The 19,853-nt window shown below is 68.6% G+C and carries 16 protein-coding genes; 15 read left to right on the plus strand and 1 reads right to left on the minus strand.

Translation table 11 applies throughout. From position 1 onward, the window contains the following. The first annotated feature begins 10 nt into the window (after positions 1–10). Complete coding sequence (locus AVTE2539_RS00410) at positions 11–1,192, plus strand: class I SAM-dependent rRNA methyltransferase (RefSeq protein WP_284407978.1); 1,182 nt, start codon at positions 11–13, stop codon at positions 1,190–1,192. A 10-nt stretch (positions 1,193–1,202) separates the two neighbouring features. Here the strand turns inward: AVTE2539_RS00410 and AVTE2539_RS00415 are convergent, their stop codons facing one another. Beyond that, on the minus strand, positions 1,203–2,507 hold the full coding sequence (locus AVTE2539_RS00415) for a sensor domain-containing diguanylate cyclase (RefSeq protein ID WP_284407979.1): 1,305 nt from the start codon (positions 2,505–2,507) through the stop codon (positions 1,203–1,205). Between the two features lie 208 nt (positions 2,508–2,715). On the opposite strand from AVTE2539_RS00415, the gene AVTE2539_RS00420 reads away from it, so the two are divergent. From AVTE2539_RS00420 to ftsW, 14 genes are all read left to right on the plus strand, one after another. After that, positions 2,716–3,804 carry a CobW family GTP-binding protein gene (locus AVTE2539_RS00420; protein ID WP_284407980.1) on the plus strand — a complete coding sequence of 363 codons (1,089 nt, stop codon included), beginning with the start codon at positions 2,716–2,718 and terminating at the stop codon, positions 3,802–3,804. A gap of 175 nt (positions 3,805–3,979) precedes the next feature. Continuing rightward, a complete protein-coding gene (gene dksA, locus AVTE2539_RS00425; protein ID WP_284407981.1) occupies positions 3,980–4,717 on the plus strand; it encodes an RNA polymerase-binding protein DksA in 738 nt (245 codons plus the stop codon). 53 nt (positions 4,718–4,770) lie between these two features. Further along, the gene (locus AVTE2539_RS00430) at positions 4,771–6,504 is read left to right on the plus strand and encodes an STAS domain-containing protein (protein WP_284407982.1); all 1,734 of its coding nucleotides are present in this window, start codon (positions 4,771–4,773) and stop codon (positions 6,502–6,504) included. Positions 6,505–6,613: 109 nt separating this feature from the next. Further along, the gene (gene hslV / locus AVTE2539_RS00435; RefSeq protein WP_284407983.1) at positions 6,614–7,159 is read left to right on the plus strand and encodes an ATP-dependent protease subunit HslV; all 546 of its coding nucleotides are present in this window, start codon (positions 6,614–6,616) and stop codon (positions 7,157–7,159) included. Between the two features lie 82 nt (positions 7,160–7,241). Continuing rightward, positions 7,242–8,573, plus strand: a complete 1,332-nt coding sequence (hslU, locus tag AVTE2539_RS00440; RefSeq protein WP_284393014.1) for an ATP-dependent protease ATPase subunit HslU — start codon at positions 7,242–7,244, stop codon at positions 8,571–8,573. Positions 8,574–8,871: 298 nt separating this feature from the next. Next, positions 8,872–9,300, plus strand: coding sequence for a division/cell wall cluster transcriptional repressor MraZ (gene mraZ / locus AVTE2539_RS00445; RefSeq protein ID WP_272569587.1), 429 nt, complete (start codon positions 8,872–8,874; stop codon positions 9,298–9,300). A gap of 7 nt (positions 9,301–9,307) precedes the next feature. After that, positions 9,308–10,237 (plus strand): 16S rRNA (cytosine(1402)-N(4))-methyltransferase RsmH, encoded by a 930-nt coding sequence (gene rsmH / locus AVTE2539_RS00450; RefSeq protein WP_284409358.1) that lies wholly within the window; start codon positions 9,308–9,310, stop codon positions 10,235–10,237. Beyond that, complete coding sequence (gene ftsL, locus AVTE2539_RS00455; RefSeq protein ID WP_284405268.1) at positions 10,234–10,572, plus strand: cell division protein FtsL; 339 nt, start codon at positions 10,234–10,236, stop codon at positions 10,570–10,572. The genes rsmH and ftsL overlap by 4 nt, the downstream gene beginning before the upstream one ends. Next, positions 10,569–12,314, plus strand: a complete 1,746-nt coding sequence (locus AVTE2539_RS00460) for a peptidoglycan D,D-transpeptidase FtsI family protein (RefSeq protein ID WP_272567204.1) — start codon at positions 10,569–10,571, stop codon at positions 12,312–12,314. Before ftsL ends, AVTE2539_RS00460 begins: the two co-directional genes overlap by 4 nt. Beyond that, the gene (locus AVTE2539_RS00465) at positions 12,311–13,816 is read left to right on the plus strand and encodes a UDP-N-acetylmuramoyl-L-alanyl-D-glutamate--2,6-diaminopimelate ligase (protein ID WP_284407984.1); all 1,506 of its coding nucleotides are present in this window, start codon (positions 12,311–12,313) and stop codon (positions 13,814–13,816) included. The genes AVTE2539_RS00460 and AVTE2539_RS00465 overlap by 4 nt, the downstream gene beginning before the upstream one ends. After that, a complete protein-coding gene (locus AVTE2539_RS00470; RefSeq protein WP_284407985.1) occupies positions 13,813–15,225 on the plus strand; it encodes a UDP-N-acetylmuramoyl-tripeptide--D-alanyl-D-alanine ligase in 1,413 nt (470 codons plus the stop codon). The genes AVTE2539_RS00465 and AVTE2539_RS00470 overlap by 4 nt, the downstream gene beginning before the upstream one ends. Next, complete coding sequence (gene mraY / locus AVTE2539_RS00475; protein ID WP_284393025.1) at positions 15,216–16,394, plus strand: phospho-N-acetylmuramoyl-pentapeptide-transferase; 1,179 nt, start codon at positions 15,216–15,218, stop codon at positions 16,392–16,394. The genes AVTE2539_RS00470 and mraY overlap by 10 nt, the downstream gene beginning before the upstream one ends. Then, positions 16,391–18,442 carry a UDP-N-acetylmuramoyl-L-alanine--D-glutamate ligase gene (gene murD / locus AVTE2539_RS00480; RefSeq protein WP_502868844.1) on the plus strand — a complete coding sequence of 684 codons (2,052 nt, stop codon included), beginning with the start codon at positions 16,391–16,393 and terminating at the stop codon, positions 18,440–18,442. Before mraY ends, murD begins: the two co-directional genes overlap by 4 nt. After that, the gene (ftsW, locus tag AVTE2539_RS00485) at positions 18,439–19,725 is read left to right on the plus strand and encodes a putative lipid II flippase FtsW (protein ID WP_272567211.1); all 1,287 of its coding nucleotides are present in this window, start codon (positions 18,439–18,441) and stop codon (positions 19,723–19,725) included. The genes murD and ftsW overlap by 4 nt, the downstream gene beginning before the upstream one ends. The last annotated feature ends 128 nt before the right edge of the window (positions 19,726–19,853 follow it).

Raw genomic sequence — 19,853 nt, forward strand, 5'->3', positions numbered from 1 at the left:
AATCGCGGGCATGAAAACCCTACGCCTTCGACCCGGCAAAGAGCGCTCCCTGCTGCGCCGCCACCCCTGGATCTTCGAATCGGCCATCGCCAAGGGCGGCGGCGACAGCGGCGAGACCGTGCGCGTGGAATCGCACGAAGGCCAGTTCCTGGCCTGGGCCGCGTTCAGCCCGACCTCGCGCATCCGCGCACGCGTGTGGAGCTTCGACGAAGGCCAGCGCATCGACGCTTCTTTTTTCATAGCAGCATGCCGGCGTTCCATATGCGCCAGAGGCCGATTCGGCATTGAAAGCGATGGGGTGCGCCTGGTGCATGGCGAGTCCGACGGGCTGCCCGGCCTGATCGTGGACCGCTATGGCGACACCCTGGTGGCGCAGTTCACCAGCGCCGGCACCGAGCGCTGGAAGGCCGTGATCGCCGACGCGCTGCTGCAGGAGACCGGGCTGGCGCGCCTCTACGAACGCTCCGACGCCAGCGTGCGCGGGCTGGAAGGGCTGGAGCCCGCCACCGGCTGGCTGCGCGGCGAGGGCGAGACGGGCCTGTCGATCCGCGAACACGGCTGGCGCCTGACGCTGGACATCGCCGAAGGCCACAAGACCGGCTTCTATCTGGACCAGCGCGACAGCCGCAAGCGCTTCGCCGACGCCACGCAGCGCCTGGGCTTTCAGCGCGTGCTCAACTGCTACTGCTACACGGGCGGGTTCACCGTCGCGGCGCTCTCGGGCGGGGCGGGGCACGTGACCTCGATCGATTCGTCCGGCCCGGCGCTGGAGCGCGCCCGGGCGCACGTCGCCCTGAACGGCTTCGAGGCCGGCCGCGCGGATTTCCTCGATGCCGACGTGAACGCCTCGCTGCGGCAGTTCCTCAAGGAAGGGCGCACCTTCGACGCCATCGTGCTGGACCCGCCGAAGTTCGCACCGACCGCCGCGCACGCCGACCGGGCCGCGCGCGCCTACAAAGACATCAACCGCCTGGCGCTGCAGCTGCTGGAGCCGGGCGGCATGCTGTACACCTTCTCGTGTTCGGGCGGCATCAGCGCCGACCTGTTCCACAAGATCGTCGCCTCGGCCGGGGCCGACGCGGGGGTGGACGGCTTCATCCTGGAGCGCCTGGGCGGCGCGCCCGACCACCCCATGACGCTGGAGTTTCCCGAAGGCGAGTACCTCAAGGGCCTGGCGGTGATGCGCAAATAGCCGGCCGCGCTCAGCCGCCCGCGCCGAACACTTCGACGCGCCCGCGGCCGTTGTGCTTGGCCCGGTAGCAGGCCACGTCGGCATCGTGCAGCACCACGTCGGGGCTGTCGCTGTGGCTGGAGAAGACGCGCACCCCCACGCTGGCGCCCACGCGGAAGCGGGCGCCTTCGGCGGCGAAGTCCTGCTGGTGGATGGCCTGGACGATCTTCGTCCCCACGGCCTGCGCCTGCTGCGTCTCGCAGGCCTGCAGCACCACGACGAACTCGTCGCCGCCGATGCGCACCAGCGTGTCGGCCATGCGCACCGACTGGCGCAGCAGCACCGCCACCTGGCACAGCACCTGGTCGCCCGCGCCGTGGCCCGCCGCGTCGTTCACTGCCTTGAAACCGTCCAGGTCGATGTACAGCAGGGCATGCGGCCCGGGCTGGCCGGACAGCGTCTGCACGATGGAATGCAGCCCGCGCCGGTTCTGCAGGCCCGTGAGCGCATCGTGCAGGCTTTCCTCGCGCAATTGGTCCGTCAGCGCGCGCAGTTCGTCCTGGCGCCGCTTGTCGGTGCTGATGTCGGTGTGGAAGGCGCAGGTCTGCCCGTCGGCCATGCGGTTCATGGCCACCCGCACCCAGCGGCCGCCGGGCAGGGGCACCTCGAACGGCACCCCGGCGAAGTTCAGGCTGTCGTGCAGGGCGGCGACGATGTCTTCGGCACGCGCCGCGTATTCGTCCGGGGCGCAGGCCGACGCCCAATGCTGGCGCACCACCTCGGCGTAGCTGCGCCCGAGCGCCGCCACCTTCGAGGGCAGGCCATACATGGCAAGGAAGTGGTCGCTCGCAAACACGATCCGCCCGTCGCCGCTTTGCACCGAGGCGCCGTCGCCCGCGTGTTCGAGCATCTGCAGCGCATCGTCGGTCGGCCGGTCGGCGGGAGGCGGTGCGGGCGCCTGGGTGGGCATGGGAAGGGTGGCCTCGGCCACCTCCAGCCAGATGCGCACGCGGTGCCCATCGCCCATGGAGGTCGCCGCCACCCGCAGCCAGCGGCCCCGGTGCTGGAAGACGTAGGGGCGCGTCTGCTGCACGTGCCGCGCGATGCCGTCGGCCACATGGCGCTCCAGGTAGCGCAGGTCGTCCGGGGCCAGGCGCTGGCGGTAGAAGCGGCGCAGGTTCTCCGCGTACGGCTCACCGGCGTGGACGTGGCCGTCGTGCTCTGGAAAGAAGCGCAGGAAGCTCTGGTTCCACAGCACGGTGCGGTGCTGGTCGTCGAAGACGCACAGGGCGATGCCCAGGGAATCGAGCAGCGTGGCGGTCAGGCGGTAGTCCATGGCCAAAACGTATCAAAAAGCTTCTTCGATAGTCACTGTATAGCAGGCCGATGACGGTGTTGCGCTCGATGGGGGTGCTTGACAGCGCCGCTACACTGGATGATGGTCCTGCAGCCGCCCTCGCGGCCGCGCTGCAGAGACCGGCGCGCCGTGATTTTTCTTTCTTTCCGCGTTGCGGCACCCGCTGTTTCACCCAAGGCTTTTCTCCATGTCCCTCATTCCCGCCACCATCCTGACCGGCTTCCTGGGCTCGGGCAAGACCACGCTGCTCAAGCGCCTGCTGTCCGAGGCCCACGGCCAGAAGATCGCCGTGATCGAAAACGAATTCGGCGAAGAGAACATCGACAACGACATCCTGGTCACCGAGTCCAAGGAGCAGATCGTGCAGATGAGCAACGGCTGCATCTGCTGCACCATCCGCGAGGACCTGCGCGAGACGCTGCAGCAGCTGGCCGCCAAGAAGCGCAAGGGCCTGCTCGACTTCGACCGCATCGTGATCGAGACCACGGGCCTGGCCGACCCCGGCCCCGTGGCGCAGACCTTCTTCATGGACGAGGAGATCGCCGAGACCTACCTCATCGACTCCATCATCACCCTGGTGGACGCCAAGCACGCCCCCCAGCAGCTCAACGACCGCCAGGAAGCGCGCCGCCAGGTGGGCTTCGCCGACCAGATCTTCCTGTCCAAGACCGACCTCGTGGGCAAGGAGGAGGCCGACGCCCTGATCCACCGCCTCAAGCACATGAACCCGCGCGCGCCGATCAAGGCTGTGCATTTCGGCGAGGTGCCGCTGGCCGAGGTGCTGGACCTGCGCGGCTTCAACCTGAACGCCAAGCTCGACATCGACCCGGATTTCCTCAAGGAAGACGAGCACGGGCATGACCATGGCCACGACCATGGGCATGACCACCACGATCACGACCACGCGCATGGCGAGCATTGCGACCACCCCTCGCACCAGCACGGCCAGGGACACGGCCACCACCATCACCACGACGATGACGTCAAGAGCTTCGTCTACCGCGCCGAGCGCCCGTTCGATCCCGCCAAGCTGGAAGACTTCCTGGGCGCCATCGTCAACATCTACGGCCCGCGCATGCTGCGCTACAAGGGTGTGCTGAACATGAAGGGCACCGAGCGCAAGGTGATCTTCCAGGGCGTGCACCAGCTCATGGGCAGCGATCTGGGCCCGCAGTGGGCCGAGGGCGAGCAGCGTCTGAGCAAGATGGTCTTCATCGGCATCGACCTGCCCAAGGACATCTTTCTCCAGGGCCTGGAACAGTGCCTGGCCGAGTAGGACAGGACCCCGTTTGGGGCTTGCCGCACCGGCTTGTGTGATATCTGCCACTTTCCAGTTCGCGCCGGGCCCGGATCGATACAATCGCGCCCCGGTAAAACGCCGGAAGGCCTGCTACTGCCCCTGGAGCCGCGTCGCGTGCTCAGGGCCCGCCCCTACTGCGAGGAGACAGGAAGTGAAAGCCGAACCCAGCAAACCCGAGGCGGATGCCAAGGCACCCTCCAGCGGCTCCGTCCGCGCTGCCGCCAAGGCGCCCGCCAAGTCCAAAGCCGCCGTGCCGGTGCCTGCCTCCGCGGGGCCTTCGAGCGAACCCGCGCGCAGTCCCCGGCCTTCTTCCCGTTTGGCCCAATTGACCGTACCATCCATGGCACCCGCGGTGGCCTCCACCGCCGCCAAAGCCAGCTATACACACACCATGCCTACGACCCTGCAACCGCAAAATTCCGTCGCGGCCGCCAAGAAAGATCCCAAGCTGGCCGGCAACTGGAAAACCAAGTCCGCCGAAGAGCTGAGCGATGCCGAAGTGCTCGCCATGCCCGACAGCGAGTACATGAACGAAAAGCAGCTGGCGTTCTTCCGCCACAAGCTGGTGCAGCTCAAGCAGGACATGCACAACAACGCCGGTGAAACCACCGAGCACCTGCGCGAAGACACCGTGGTCGTGCCCGACCCCGCCGACCGCGCCACCATCGAAGAAGAGCACGCCCTCGAACTGCGCACGCGCGACCGCGAACGCAAGCTGCTCAAGAAGATCGAGCAATCCATCGGCCGCATCGATGCGGGCGACTACGGCTACTGCGACGAGACGGGCGAGCCCATCGGCGTTGGCCGGCTGCTGGCGCGCCCCACGGCCACGCTGTCGCTGGAAGCGCAGCAGCGCCGCGAACTCAAGCAAAAGATGTTCGGGGACTGACCGGCCGATCCTGTTTTCCTTTTTTGCGCGGCGAGCGACCTGACCCACCATCCATGAGCAAGGAAGAGTCTTCCCCCGGCCTGTTGTCCAAGATGGTTCGGTTCGTCCGCAACCCCACGGTCAACTGGACCGATCTCGATTCCATCGATGCCGACCGCGAAAGCCAGTACAGCAAGCAGATGCTCAAGGAGATGATCGAGCGCAAGCGCCGCAACGATTTCGTGCGGCGCCGGGAGTTCGACCAGTTGCGCAAGCTGCGCAAGCGCGAGGCCCTGCAGGGCCAGCGCACCGAAGACCCGACCGCACGGCCTTCGTTCTTCCAGAGCAGCATGGCATCGCCCGACGACCGGGCCGTCACGCTCAAGAAGATCGACGAGATCGAAGCGCAGATGTCTCAGCAGTGGTGGAAGAGCAAGAACACCCCCACGCCCAGCGAACTGGGTGACTCCGCCGCCTCCGCCACCGATTCCACCATCGCCGCGGCCCACGACCGGGCCTTCGCCCCCACGGCACCCGCCAGCCTGCCTGGCGTGCTGTCGGCGCCGACCGCCGTGCAGCCGCTGTTTTCGGGCGAGAGCCTGCTGCCCTCCGGCGCGCCCGAGGGGGCCGGCGCAGCGCCATCGCCTTCGCAGGCGGTGCCGGCAGCCGCTGCTGCATACGCCCCGCCACCGGCCCCCGAGGTGGCCCCCGCAGAACCGGAGGAATTCGTGCACGAACCCGACCTCGAGGAAGCCGCCATCCGCTTTGCCAATGGCGACCATGCCGGCGCGGAGTCCGGCCTGCTCGAAGTGCTGGCGCAGCACGAGCAGGACGATCCCCAGCAGCAGCTGGAGATCTGGATGACGCTGTTCGACCTGTACCGTGCCATCGGGGAGCATGAGCGCTTCGATGCGCTGGCGATCGACTACGCGGCCCGGTTCAGCCGTTCTGCGCCGCTGTGGTTTTCCATGCCCGAGCTGCTGGGCCTGCAGGCGCAGCCCGCGCCGGCCGCCATGGGCTTCGCACAGCGCGAGTTCAGCTGGAACTCGCCGACCACGCTGGCCGCGCAATCGGTGGTGGCGCTGCAGGCGTCGCTCGCCCGCGCCGCCCCGCCCTGGACGCTGACCTGGTCGCGCCTGGCCGCCATCGACGAGGCGGCCGTGCCGCTGCTGGCCAACCTGTTCACGCAGTGGGCGGAGCAGGAGGTGCAGCTGACGTTCTTCGGCGTGGAGGCGCTCAACACGGTGCTGGAAGCCCGCACCCAGTCCGGTGACCGGGATACGTCCCCCGAGTGGTGGCGCCTGCGCATGGCGGCGCTGCGCCTCATGGGCCGACCCGACGAGTTCGAACTCGTGGCACTCGACTACTGCGTGACCTACGAGGTCTCGCCGCCATCGTGGATCTCGCCGCGATGCAGCTATTCCAGCGACGACGGTGGGGCCCCGGTGCCCGAAGATGCCACGTCCTCCGATTTGCATGCCTCGGGCTACGGCGATCCTTCGTCCATGCCGGCGGGCCTGGAGAGCGCCGAGCCTTCGGCCTCGCTGTCCGGCCACATCGAGGGCGATGCAGTGCCGCTGCTGGCGCCGTTCGAGGAGCAGGTGAAGCCCGGCGCGCCGCTGATCATCGCGTGCGACCGCCTGGTGCGCGTGGACTTCGCGGCGGCCGGCTCGGTGCTCAACTGGGCGGCCGAGCAGCAGGCCCACGGCCATGCGGTCCACTTCGTCAACCTGCAGCGGCTGGTGGCGGTGTTCTTCAACGTGATCGGCGTGAACGAACACGCCTGGGTCGTTCCGCGCAAGAACTGACCCTCGGGGCAGGTCGCCGCCAGGGCGCGCTGGCCGCTCTTCATGCCCCGTGCAACGCCGTGCGCTGGGGCCGTTGCAAACCGTGCAGGCATCCCCACATGCCAACGCTATGGAACAGTTTCACGGCACCACCATCCTCAGCGTCCGCCGCCAGACGGCGGACGGCATCCAGGTCGCCATCGGCGGCGACGGCCAGGTCACCCTGGGCAACATCGTGGTCAAGGGCACCGCGCGCAAGGTGCGCAAGCTCTACAACGGCAAGGTCCTGGCGGGCTTCGCCGGGGCCACGGCCGATGCGTTCACGCTCTTCGAACGGTTCGAGGCCAAGCTGGAAAAGCACCAGGGCCACCTGACGCGCGCGGCCATCGAACTCACCAAGGACTGGCGCACCGACCGCGTGCTGCGCCGCCTGGAGGCCATGCTGGCCGTGGCCGACACCAGCGCCTCGCTCATCATCACCGGCAATGGCGACGTGCTGGAGCCCGAGCAGGGCATCGTGGCCATCGGATCGGGCGGTGCCTATGCGCACTCGGCGGCCAAGGCGCTGCTGAACCACACCGAGCTCAGCGCGCAGGAAGTGGTCAAGAAATCGCTGGAGATCGCCGGCGAACTGTGCATCTACACCAACATGAACCACACCATCGAGACGCTCTGAGCGCCCCGGCGGTTACTATTATTTTGATAGCTGTCTGCCCTAGAAGAATATGCGCTGACGGCTCATTTGATTGCAGGTCCCCATGTCGTCCATGACCCCCCAGGAAATCGTCTCCGAACTCGACCACCACATCGTCGGCCAGGCCAGCGCCAAGCGCGCCGTCGCCATCGCGCTGCGCAACCGCTGGCGCCGCCAGCAGGTGGAAGGCAGCCTGCGCCACGAGATCACCCCCAAGAACATCCTCATGATCGGCCCCACCGGCGTGGGCAAGACCGAGATCGCGCGCCGCCTGGCTCGGCTGGCCGATGCGCCCTTCATCAAGGTCGAGGCCACCAAGTTCACCGAAGTGGGCTACGTGGGCAAGGACGTGGACTCCATCGTCCGCGACTTGGTCGAGATGGCCGTCAAGCAGGCGCGCGAGAGCGACATGAAGAAGGGCCGCGCCCGCGCCGAAGACGCGGCCGAGGACCGCATCCTCGACGTGCTGGTGCCGCCCGCGCGGGGCCATGCGGCGGCCGAGGCCGCGCCACCGGCCGACAACACCGCCCGGCAGGTGTTCCGCAAGAAGCTGCGCGAGGGCCAGCTGGACGACAAGGAAATCGAGATCGACGTGGCCGACGCCCGGCCGCAGCTGGAGATCATGGGCCCGCAGGGCATGGAAGAGATGGCCGAGCAGCTGCGCGGCATGTTCAGCCAGATGGGCCAGGAAAAGCGCCGCACGCGCAAGCTCAAGATCGCCGAGGCGCTCAAGCTGCTCACCGACGAGGAGGCCGCCAAGCTCGTGAACGAGGACGAGGTGAAGACCCGCGCCGTGCAGAACGCCGAGCAGAACGGCATCGTCTTCATCGACGAGATCGACAAGGTGGCCACCCGGCAGGAATCGAGCGGCTCGGACATCTCGCGCCAGGGCGTGCAGCGCGACCTGCTGCCGCTGGTGGAGGGCACCACCGTGTCCACCAAGTACGGCATGGTCAAGACGGACCACATCCTGTTCATCGCCTCGGGCGCGTTCCACCTGAGCAAGCCGAGCGACCTGATCCCCGAGCTGCAGGGGCGCTTTCCGATCCGCGTCGAACTCGAATCGCTGTCCGTGCAGGACTTCGAAGCCATCCTCACGCAGACGCATGCCTCGCTGGTCAAGCAGTACCAGGCCCTGCTGGCCACCGAAGGCGTCACGCTCGAATTCGCGCCCGAGGGCATCACGCGCCTGGCGCACATCGCCTTCGAGGTGAACGAGCGCACCGAGAACATCGGCGCGCGCCGGCTGTCCACGGTGATGGAGCGGCTGCTGGACGAAGTGAGCTTCGATGCCGCCCGTTTGTCCGGTCAGACGGTGGTGGTGGATGCCGCGTACGTGAACGCGCGGCTCGAGTCCTTGAGCCAGGACGAGGATTTGTCGCGCTATATCTTGTAAAAGATTCCGGCGCGTTGCGGGCCCCTGGATTCTTGCCCGGATTCCAGGTTGCCCGATAGCCTTCAGGTATCACTTGCATAGCCTGGGCTAAGTGCTTATTCAGTAAAGCATTTTGGGCGTTCTCCACTGGCAATGTCGGTGCTAAGTCGTTGATTTCATTGCAAAACTTTGTTGCACCTGGCGGGGCTCGGTATTTTTTTCCTGCTACAGTGCAAAAAAGTGCAATTAAGTGGTGAAAAGTGCCCTCGTGCGTCCATTCCGGATGCGCAGGCGCGACAACGAGCTGGGGTTCGATTCCGTGTTTCAAGGGGCGTCATCGCTGAGTCTGGATGCGAAGGGAAGGCTTTCCGTGCCTACCCGGCATCGTGACGTCCTCGCGGCGACCGCCAACAGCCAGCTCACCATCACCAAGCATCCGCACGGCTGCCTCATGGTGTTCCCCCGCCCCGAATGGGAAAAATTCCGCGAGCGCATTGCCGAGCTGCCCATGTCCGCCCAGTGGTGGAAGCGCATCTTCCTGGGCAACGCGATGGACGTGGACATGGACGGCACCGGCCGCGTGCTGGTCTCGCCTGAACTGCGGCAGGCCGCCGGCATCACCAAGGACACGATGCTGCTCGGCATGGGCAACCACTTCGAGCTGTGGGACAAGGCCACCTACGAGGCGCAGGAGGCTGTTGCCATGCAGGCCGAGATGCCGGCCGCTTTCCAGGACTTTTCTTTCTGAGGCCATGGTGAACGCACCGCTGCAACACACCACGGTCTTGCTGGGCGAGGCGGTCGACGCCTTGCTGGGCGCCGCCGGCCCCGCGCCCGCCGGCGTGTGGATCGATGCCACCTTCGGCCGTGGCGGGCACTCCCGCAAGATACTGGACCGGCTGGGGCCGGGCGGGGGCCTCGTGGCGTTCGACAAGGACCCCGAGGCCATCGCAGAAGCAGCGCGCATCACCGATGCGCGCTTTTCCATTCGGCATGAAGGATTCCGCCATCTGGCCGAACTGCCCGAGCGCAGCGCCACGGGCATCCTCATGGACCTGGGCGTGAGTTCGCCCCAGATCGACAGCCCCGGCCGGGGCTTCAGCTTTCGTTTCGACGGCCCGCTGGACATGCGCATGGACACCACGCGCGGCGAGAGCGTGGCCGATTGGCTGGCCACGGCCGAGGTCGGGCAGATTGCGGAGGTGATACGTGACTACGGCGAAGAACGGTTTGCTGGCCCCATTGCAAAGGCGATTGTTGCTCGTCGCGAGGAGCGGGGCCCTCTTGCCACCACCGCTGAACTGGCCCAACTCGTGGCTGGCTCGGTCAAGACCCGCGAAGCAGGCCAGAACCCTGCAACGCGCACATTTCAGGCTCTTCGGATTTTCATCAACGCCGAGCTTGAAGAGCTGCAACAGGCGCTAGAGGCCAGCCTGCGGGTGCTCGCACCCGGTGGCCGGCTGGTGGTGATCAGCTTCCATTCGCTGGAAGACCGCATCGTCAAGCAATTCATCGCCCAGCATTCCAAGGAGGTCTTCGACCGCCGAGCGCCGTTCGCGCAGCCGAAGCCCATGCGGCTCAAGGCGCTGGACCGCATCAAGCCCACCGCGGCCGAGATCGAGGCCAATCCCCGCTCCCGCAGCGCGGTGATGCGCGTGGCCGAGCGCACGGAGGTGCCGGCATGACGCGCCTGAGCCTGGTGCTGCTGCTGGGGGTGATGGTGAGCGCGCTGTACCTCGTGCACATGCAGTACGAGTCGCGGCGCCTGTTCACCGAGCTGGACCGCGCGGTGGCCGAGTCGCGCCGGCTGGAGACCGAACACCAGCGCCTGCAGGTCGAAAAGCGCGCCCAGGCGACGCCGCTGCGGGTGGAAAAGCTCGCCCGCGACCGCCTGCAGATGCGCACGGCCACACCGGCCATCACGCAGTACGTCGCCGACGACGGCACGCCCGTGGTCACGGCCGCCACGGCGGCTCCGGTGCCGGCCACGCCGGGTGGCGCAGGGAGCGTGCGCCGATGAGCCGCAGCGTCAACTACACCTCCAGCCCGCTGCTGGCCAGCAAGACGCCTGTCTGGCGCAGCAAGTTCATCGTCGCCATGGTGGCGCTGGGCTTCGTGGGCCTGGGTGCCCGCGCGGCCTACGTGCAGGTGTTCGGCAATGCGTTCTTCCAGCGGCAGGGCGAGGTGCGCTTCGCCCGCACGCTGGAGCTGCCCGCCAACCGGGGCCGCATCCTGGACCGCAACGGGCTGATCCTGGCCTCCAGCGTGCCGGCGGCCAGCATCTGGGCCATTCCGGAAGACGTGGAGCAGGACAAGCCCGAGGTGCGCGAAAAGCTCCAGCAACTGGCCAAGCTGCTGGAGATGCCCCTGCCCGCGCTCAAGACCAAGCTCGCGGATGAGGACAAGACCTTCGTCTGGATCAAGCGACAGCTCGACTGGGAGGTCGGCCAGCAGATCGCCGCCCTCGACATCAAGGGCATCTACCAGCGCAAGGAATACAAGCGCCAGTACCCCGAAGGCGAATCGGCCGCGCACGTGGTGGGCTTCACCAACGTGGAAGACCATGGCCAGGAGGGCATGGAGCTGGCCTTCGACCAGCAGCTGGCCGGCAAGGCCGGCTCGCGCCGCGTCATCAAGGACCGCCTGGGCCGCGTGGTGGAGGGCGTGGGCGCCGAAGTGCCGCCGGTGGACGGGCAGGACATGCAGCTGTCCATCGACAGCAAGGTGCAGTTCTTCGCCTACCAGAAGCTGCGCGACCAGGTGGCGCTGCACAAGGCCAAGGCCGGCAGCGTGGTGGTGATCGACGCGCACACGGGCGAGCTGCTGGCGCTGGCCAACTACCCGAGCTACGTGCCCGACAAGCGCCAGAACCTCACCGGCGAGCAACTGCGAAACCGCGCGCTCACCGACGTGTTCGAGCCCGGCTCCACCATGAAGCCGTTCACCATCGGCCTGGCGCTGGAGACCGGCCGCGTGCGCCCGGAAACCATCGTGGACACCAACCCCGGCCGCGTCACCATCACGGGCTCGACCATCTCCGACACGCACAACTACGGCGTGCTCACGGTCGAGGGCGTGATCCAGAAATCCAGCAACGTGGGCACCACCAAGATCGCCATGCAGATGCCGGCGCGCGAGATGTGGGAGACCTTCTCGGCGGCCGGTTTCGGGCAGAAGCCGCAAATCCACTTCCCCGGCGTGGTGAGCGGCCGCCTGCGGCCCTACAAGACCTGGCGCCCGGTGGAGCAGGCCACCATGTCCTACGGCTACGGCCTGTCGGCCAGCCTGCTGCAGATGGCGCGCTCGTACACGGTGTTCGCCAACGGCGGCCAGATCATTCCCGCCACCATGCTCAAGTCGAGCACGCCGGCGGTCGGCGTGCCCGTGTTCTCCGAGCGCACGGCCGACCAGGTGCGCAAGATGCTGCAGATGGCCGCGGGCCCCGGCGGCACGGGCCAGCAGGCGCAGACCGTGGGCTACTCGGTGGGCGGAAAATCCGGCACCGCGCGCAAGCAGGTGGGCAAGAGCTATGCCTCGGGCAAGTACCGGGCGTGGTTCACCGGCATGGCCCCGATCGACAAGCCGCGCATCATCGTCGCGGTGATGATCGACGAGCCCAGCAACGGCGTGTTCTACGGCGGCGCGGTGGCCGCGCCGGTGTTCAGCGCCGTGGTGCAGCAGACCCTTCGCATGATGGGCGTGCAGCCCGACATGGCCGTCAAGCCCCAGATCGTGGCCAACACCGTGGAGGAATCGCTATGACGACGACCCCGCTGCTCACTTCGGTGCACGACGCCGTGCAATGGCTGGCCGCCCGGGTGACCGGTACGCTGCAGACCGACAGCCGGCTGATCCAGCCCGGCGACGGCTTCATCGCCTGGCCGGGCGCCGCCACCGATGGCCGCGCCCATGTGGGCGACGCGCTCGCGCGTGGCGCCATGGCCTGCCTGGTCGAGCACGAAGGCATCGAGGCCTTCCATTTCGCCGACGCGCCCGTGGCCGCGCTGCGCGGGCTCAAGGCCATCACCGGAACGCTGGCGGCCGAGTGGTTCGGCCACCCCACGCAGTCGATCGACGTGCTGGCCGTGACCGGCACCAACGGCAAGACCAGCGTCAGCTGGTGGCTGGCCGATGCGCTCAACCTGCTGGCGCGCAACGAACTGGCGGCGCCCGGCGGCTGCGCGCTGATCGGCACGCTGGGCGCCGGCGTGCCGCCCGCGCTCGAATCCACCGGCCTTACCACGCCGGACCCGGTGCGCCTGCAGCGCGCCTTCGCCCATTTCGCCAAAGAAGGCCATGTGGCCTGCGCGATCGAGGCGTCGTCCATCGGGCTGGCGGAGCACCGCCTGACCGGCACCCGGGTGAGGGCGGCCCTGTTCACCAATTTCACCCAGGACCACCTGGACTACCACCCGAGCATGGCCGCCTACTGGCAGGCCAAGAGCACCCTGTTCGACTGGCCCGGGCTGCAGATCGCCGTGGTCAACATCGACGACCGGCGCGGCGCCGAACTGCACGAGACGCTCTCCCAGCAGCCGCTGGACCTGTGGAGCGTCTCCCTGCAGGGGCCCGCACGGCTCCAGGCCCGGGACATCGCCTGGGGCGATGGCGGCCTGGCGTTCACCGTGGCCGAAGGCGCGCAAAGCCATGTGCTGCAGACGCGGCTCATCGGCCACTACAACGTGGGCAACCTGCTGCTCGTGATGGCCACGCTGCGGGCGCTGGGCGTGCCGCTGGAGCATGCGCTCTACGCCTGCGCGCAGCTGTCGCCGGTGCCGGGCCGCATGGAGCAGATCCATATGCCGCACCAGCCCCTGGTCGCCGTGGACTACGCCCATACGCCCGATGCACTCGACCAGGCGCTGCAGGCGCTGCGCCCCATTGCGGTGGAGCGCGGCGGACGGCTGTGGTGCGTGTTCGGCTGCGGCGGCAGCCGCGACCGCACCAAGCGGCCCCTGATGGGCGCGGTCGCGCAGCAGCGGGCCGATGCGGTCATCGTCACCAGCGACAACCCGCGCGGCGAAGTGCCGGCAGACATCCTTCACGAAATCCTGCAGGGCACCGTGGCCGGGCGCACCGTGCGCGCCGAGGTGGACCGCGCCGCGGCGATCGCGCTGGCGCTGTCCGAGGCCGGGCCGCGCGACGTGGTGCTGATCGCCGGCAAGGGCCACGAGGACTACCAGGAGGTGGCGGGCGAGCGCCGGCCGTTCTCCGACATGGCCCACGCCCAGGTCGGCCTGGCCGGCCGGGGAGGCCGCGCATGATGACGCTGCAGCAGGCGCTGGGGTTCATCCAGGCACGCGTGCCCACGGCCCGGCTGGTGGGCGAGGGCGCGCTGCCGCTGTCCCGAGTGCACACCGACACGCGCACGCTGCAGGCGGGCGATTTGTTCGTGGCGCTCAAGGGCGAGCGCTACGACGCCAATGCCTTTCTGGCCGATGCGCGCACGGCCGGCGCCGCTGCGGCCGTGGCCCACGGCGGCCTGGAGGCCGCCGGCCTGCCCGGCATCGAGGTGCCCGATACGCTGGCTGCGCTCGGCGCGGTGGCCGCTGGCTGGCGTGCCCAGTTCCGGCTGCCGCTGATCGGGGTGACCGGCAGCAACGGCAAGACCACCGTCACGCAGATGATCGCGGCGGTGCTGCAGGCCTGGAAGGGCCCGGCGGCCTTTGCGACGCAAGGCAACTTCAACAACGACATCGGCGTGCCGCTGATGCTGCTGCGGCTCAACGCGGCGCACGAGGCGGCGGTGATCGAGCTGGGCATGAACCATCCGGGCGAGATCGCGTACCTGGCCGACCTGGCCCGCCCCACGGTGGCCCTCGTCAACAACGCGCAGCGCGAGCACCTGGAGTTCATGCACACGGTGCACGCCGTGGCCGAAGAGAACGGCTCCTGTCTTTCGGCCCTGCCCGCCGATGGTGTGGCCGTGTTCCCGGCGGGCGATGCCTACACCGCGCTGTGGCGGCAACTGGCCGCGGGGCGCCGCTGCATCACCTTCGGCGCGGACGGTGCCGACGTGCGCTGCACCGTGGCTCAGTGGGAGGGCAGCGCCTGGCGCATCCGCATCGACACGCCGCAGGGCGGCTTCGATGCCACGCTGCGCATTGCAGGCATGCACAACGTGACCAACGCCCTGGCCGCCACGGCCTGCGCGTTGGCGGCCGGTGTGCCGCTCGACGCCGTGGCGCGCGGGCTCTCGGCCTTCATTCCGGTCAAGGGGCGCTCGCGCGCCTTCAGCGTGCCGCAGGACGGGCGCGTGGTCACGGCGGTGGACGACACCTACAACGCCAACCCCGACTCCATGCGCGCCGCCATCGACGTGCTGGCCGGCCTGCCCGGCCCGCAACTGCTGGTGCTGGGCGACATGGGCGAGGTGGGGGAGCAGGGGCCGCAGTTCCACGCCGAGGCGGGCGCCCAGGCGCGCGCCAGCGGCATCGGCAGGCTGTTCGCGCTGGGCGCGCTCAGCACTCACGCCGCGCAGGCCTACGGGCCGGATGCGCGGCATTTCGACGACATGGCATCGCTGCTCGCAGCGGTGCAGCAAGCCCTGCCCCAGGTGGGCAGCGTGCTGGTGAAGGGATCTCGGTTCATGAAGATGGAGCAGGTGGTGCAGGTGCTGGAAGCCCGTGCGGACACGACGAAGAACGCACGCGGGGGCGCCACATGCTGCTGATACTGTCGCAATGGCTGCAGGGCCTGTCGCCGGAGTTCGGGTTCTTCCGCGTCTTCCAGTACCTCACGTTCCGTGCGGTGATGGCGGCGCTCACGGCGCTGGTGATCGGGCTGGCGGCGGGGCCGAAGGTGATCCGCATGCTCACCTCGCTCAAGATCGGCCAGCCCATCCGCGGCTACGCGATGGAATCGCACCTGTCCAAGAGCGGCACGCCGACCATGGGGGGCGTGCTGATCCTGGGCTCGATCGCGATCTCCACGCTGCTGTGGTTCGACCTGTCCAACCGTTTCGTGTGGATCGTGCTGGCCGTGACCCTGGGCTTTGGCGCCATCGGCTGGGTGGATGACTGGCGCAAGGTGGTGCGCAAGGACCCGGAAGGCATGCGCTCGCGCGAGAAGTATTTCTGGCAGTCCGTCATCGGGCTGCTGGCGGCGCTCTACCTGGTGTTCAGCATTTCCGAGAACTCCAATTCGCGCGTGTTCGAACTGTTCATCACCTGGGTGCAATCCGGCTTCTCGCTGGACCTGCCGCCGCAGGCCGGGCTGCTGGTGCCGTTCTTCAAGGAGGTGAGCTACCCGCTGGGCGTGCTGGGCTTCGTGATCCTGACCTACCTCGTGATCGTGGGATCGAGCAACGCGGTCAACCTGACCGACGGCCTCGATGGCCTGGCGATCATGCCGGTCGTCATGGTGGGCTCGGCGCTGGGGCTGTTCGCCTACGTGGCTGGCAGCACGGTGTACTCCAAGTACCTGCTGTTCCCGCACATCGCCGGCGCGGGCGAATTGCTGATCTTCTGCTCGGCCATGGCCGGCGCGGGCCTGGCCTTCCTGTGGTTCAACACCCACCCGGCCCAGGTGTTCATGGGCGACGTGGGCGCGCTGGCGCTGGGCGGCGCTTTGGGCACCATCGCCGTCATCGTGCGCCAGGAGATCGTGCTGGCCATCATGGGCGGCATCTTCGTGGTCGAGGCGCTTTCGGTGATGCTGCAGGTCGCCTGGTTCAAGTACACCAAGAAGCGCTACGGCCAGGGCCGGCGGCTGCTCAAGATGGCGCCGCTGCACCACCATTTCGAGAAAAGCGGCTGGAAGGAGACGCAGGTGGTCGTGCGCTTCTGGATCATCACCATGCTGCTGTGCCTGATCGGCCTGACCACGCTGAAACTGCGATGAACCCGCACGACCCCCTTCTTCCTGGCGAGGCGCCAGGCCTGCCGCAGGGTGCCGATGGCCCCGGCGAGGGGGAGGGCGCGTCCATGGTCTCGCCGTCCGGGGTGGCGCCGGTGCAGGGCATGCAAGCCATGCCGCCGCGCCCCGACGCGTCCGGCGCTCCCGATTCGCCCGACGTGCCCTGCATGCCCGAAAGCGTGGCGCTGGCGCCGCAGGGCGCATCCTCCGCACCGGCCCCGCAGGCACCACCGACCCCCGCGAACGACGCGATGGCGCAGGCGCTCGCCGGCATGACCGCGCCCGCGGTCTCGGCCGCTGCGGCCGCTGCTGCGTTCGTGGCGCAGATCTTCGCGGACGTGGGCTCGCCCGAGTCCGCCACCGCGGCCGGTCCGCGCGATCCGGGCGCGGCGCCATCCTCCGATGACGCGCCCCCGGCCGACGGCGCTACCGGCCCGGTGGCCGGCCCCACGCCGGTGCCAGCCGGCTGGCCGGGCGAGGGCGCTGCGCTGCTGCAGGGCCAGGACATTCTCATTCTCGGCCTGGGCGCTTCCGGGCTGGCCATGGCCCGCTGGTGCGTGCGCTGCGGCGCGCAGGTGACCGTGGCCGACACGCGCGAGGCGCCTCCGCAGCGCGGCACGCTGCATGCCGAGCTGCCCCAGGTGCGCTTCGTGGCCCGTGCGTTCGACGCCTCCCTGCTCGAAGGGCGCATGCCCCAGGCCATCTACCGCTCGCCCGGCCTGCGTCCCGACACGCTGGCCGCCCTGTCGTCCGAGGCCCGGGCACGCGGCATCCGCATGGAGGGCGAACTCGCCCTGTACGCCATGGCGCTGCGCGAGCTGCACGCCGCGCACGGCTACGCCCCGGCGGTGGTGGCCGTGAGCGGCACCAACGGCAAGACCACGGTGACTTCGCTCACCGGCCGGCTCGTGGACTGCGCCGGCAAGACCGTGGCCGTGGCCGGCAACATCGGCCCGACCCTGCTGGACACACTGGGCCAGCACATCGATGCGGGCACCCTGCCCGAGGTCTGGGTGCTGGAGCTGTCCAGCTTCCAGCTCGACGGCGTGTCGGGCTTCGAGCCCACGGCCGCGGCCGTCCTCAATATCAGCCAGGACCACCTGGACTGGCACGGCAGCCTGGCCGCCTATGCGGCCGCCAAGGCGCGCATCTTCGGCGAGAGCGGCCTGATGGTGCTCAACCGCGAAGACCCCGAGGTCATGGGCATGTTGCCCGATGCCGGGCTGGCGCGCAGCGCGGCCAGGCCGGCGACCGGGCGCGCGAAGGCCCCGAAGGTGCAGGTGCGTCCCCATGTCACGTTCGGCGGCGACATGCCGCAGCGCCCGGGCGATTTCGGTCTGGAGGTCGTCAACGGCATGGCCTGGCTCGTGCGGGCGCAGGAGGCCGACGAAACCGCCCGCCGTTCGCGTGCGCAGGAAGAAGAGCTGCACATCCAGCGCCTGATGCCCGCCGATGCGCTGCGCATCCGCGGCCGCCACAACGCCGTGAACGCGCTTGCCGCGCTGGCGCTCGCGCAGGCCGCCGGCTGCGCGCTGGGCCCCATGCTGTACGGCCTGCGCGAATACCGCGGCGAGCCGCACCGCGTGGAGCCCGTGGGGCTCATCGGCGATGTGGAATATTTCGACGACAGCAAGGGCACGAACGTGGGCGCCACGGTGGCGGCGCTCACCGGCCTGGGCGCGGAGCGCCGGCTGGTCGTCATCCTGGGCGGCGACGGCAAGGGGCAGGACTTCTCGCCGCTGGCCGCGCCCGTGTCGCGCTATGCCCGCGCCGTGGTGCTGATCGGCCGCGACGCACCCCAGATCCGCGCCGCTTTGAGAGACGCGGGCGTGGCCCTGCTGGACGCACCGACGCTGCCGCAGGCGGTGGACCTGGCCACGCAGCGCGCCCATGCCGGCGATGCGGTGCTGATGTCGCCCGCCTGTGCCAGTTTCGATATGTTCAACGATTACGAGCACCGCGCCCGCGTGTTTTGCGAAGCCGTGCAGGCGCTTGCGAACGATCGCGGCCAGGACCTGGAGGGCTCCGCATGAGCACCGCACCCGCATCCCCCGGCCTGCTGCAGCGCGTGACCGGAAAGTTCGGCGGCTGGTTCGGTGGCCTGCCCGCCAAGCCCGCCGACGTGCTGCCGGTGCGCGTGGGCGGCACCGAATACCGCCAGACCACGACCACGCCGGCCAGCGTGCTCGGCTTCGACCAGGCCCTCCTGTGGGTCGTGGTGGCGCTGCTCGCCTGGGGACTGGTGATGGTGTATTCCGCGTCCATCGCCATGCCGGACAACCCGCGCTTCGGCAAGATCGCTCCCACCCATTTCCTGGTGCGCCACATCATGGCGCTGGTGATGGCCTTCGTTGCGGCCCTGCTGGCGTTCCAGATTCCCATGTCCACCTGGGAGCGCGTGGCGCCGTGGCTGTTCGTGCTGTCGATCGCTTTGCTCATCGCGGTGCTGATCCCGCACGTGGGCACGGTGGTCAACGGCGCGCGGCGCTGGCTCTCGCTGGGGGTCATGAACTTCCAGCCGTCGGAGCTGGCGAAGTTCGCCGTGCTCATCTACGCCTCGGACTACATGGTGCGCAAGATGGAGGTCAAGGAGCGCTTCTTCCGCGCCGTGCTGCCCATGGGCGCGGCCGTGGCCGTGGTGGGCGCGCTGCTGCTGGCCGAGCCCGACATGGGCGCCTTCATGGTGATCGCCGTGATCGCCATGGGCATCCTGTTCCTGGGCGGCGTGAACGCCCGCATGTTCTTCCTGATCGCCGCCGTGCTGGTGGGCGCCTTCGCGCTCATGGTGATGATGAGCGACTGGCGGCGCGAGCGCATCTTCGCGTACCTCGATCCCTGGAGCGAAAAGCACGCGCTGGGCAAGGGCTACCAGCTGTCGCACTCGCTGATCGCCATCGGCCGCGGCGAGATCTTCGGCGTCGGGCTGGGCGGCAGCGTGGAAAAGCTGCACTGGCTGCCCGAGGCGCACACCGACTTCCTGCTCGCGGTGATCGGCGAGGAGTTCGGTCTGGTCGGCGTGCTCATCCTCATCGTGCTCTTCCTGTGGATGACCCGCCGCATCATGCACATCGGCCGCCAGGCCATCGCGCTGGACCGCGTGTTCGCCGGCCTGGTGGCACAGGGCGTGGCCATCTGGATGGGCTTTCAGGCCTTCATCAACATGGGCGTAAACCTGGGCGCGCTGCCGACCAAGGGGCTGACCCTGCCGCTGATGAGCTTCGGGGGCTCCGCCATCCTGATGAATCTGGTGGCCATCGCCGTGGTGCTTCGGGTTGACTACGAAAACAAGCACCTCATGCGCGGAGGCCGCGTATGAGGTGCTTGTTTCAACAAAACGGGCACCGCATGGCGTCAGCCATGCCGGGCGCGCAGCGCGCGATGCGCGGAGGCCGCGTATGAGGTGCTTGTTTCAACAAAACGGGCACCGCATGGCGTCAGCCATGC

Source organism: Acidovorax sp. SUPP2539, assembly GCF_030158975.1.
GTDB lineage: Bacteria > Pseudomonadota > Gammaproteobacteria > Burkholderiales > Burkholderiaceae_C > Paracidovorax.

Coding starts and splice junctions, on each gene's coding strand:
- AVTE2539_RS00420 (WP_284407980.1), top strand. CDS start 2,716: ATGTCCCTCATTCCCGCCACCATCCTGACCGGCTTCCTGGGCTCGGGC.
- hslV (WP_284407983.1), top strand. CDS start 6,614: ATGGAACAGTTTCACGGCACCACCATCCTCAGCGTCCGCCGCCAGACG.
- AVTE2539_RS00415 (WP_284407979.1), bottom strand. CDS start 2,507: ATGGACTACCGCCTGACCGCCACGCTGCTCGATTCCCTGGGCATCGCC.
- AVTE2539_RS00465 (WP_284407984.1), top strand. CDS start 12,311: ATGACGACGACCCCGCTGCTCACTTCGGTGCACGACGCCGTGCAATGG.
- AVTE2539_RS00460 (WP_272567204.1), top strand. CDS start 10,569: ATGAGCCGCAGCGTCAACTACACCTCCAGCCCGCTGCTGGCCAGCAAG.
- mraY (WP_284393025.1), top strand. CDS start 15,216: ATGCTGCTGATACTGTCGCAATGGCTGCAGGGCCTGTCGCCGGAGTTC.
- AVTE2539_RS00430 (WP_284407982.1), top strand. CDS start 4,771: ATGAGCAAGGAAGAGTCTTCCCCCGGCCTGTTGTCCAAGATGGTTCGG.
- hslU (WP_284393014.1), top strand. CDS start 7,242: ATGTCGTCCATGACCCCCCAGGAAATCGTCTCCGAACTCGACCACCAC.
- AVTE2539_RS00410 (WP_284407978.1), top strand. CDS start 11: ATGAAAACCCTACGCCTTCGACCCGGCAAAGAGCGCTCCCTGCTGCGC.
- ftsL (WP_284405268.1), top strand. CDS start 10,234: ATGACGCGCCTGAGCCTGGTGCTGCTGCTGGGGGTGATGGTGAGCGCG.
- ftsW (WP_272567211.1), top strand. CDS start 18,439: ATGAGCACCGCACCCGCATCCCCCGGCCTGCTGCAGCGCGTGACCGGA.
- AVTE2539_RS00470 (WP_284407985.1), top strand. CDS start 13,813: ATGATGACGCTGCAGCAGGCGCTGGGGTTCATCCAGGCACGCGTGCCC.
- murD (WP_502868844.1), top strand. CDS start 16,391: ATGAACCCGCACGACCCCCTTCTTCCTGGCGAGGCGCCAGGCCTGCCG.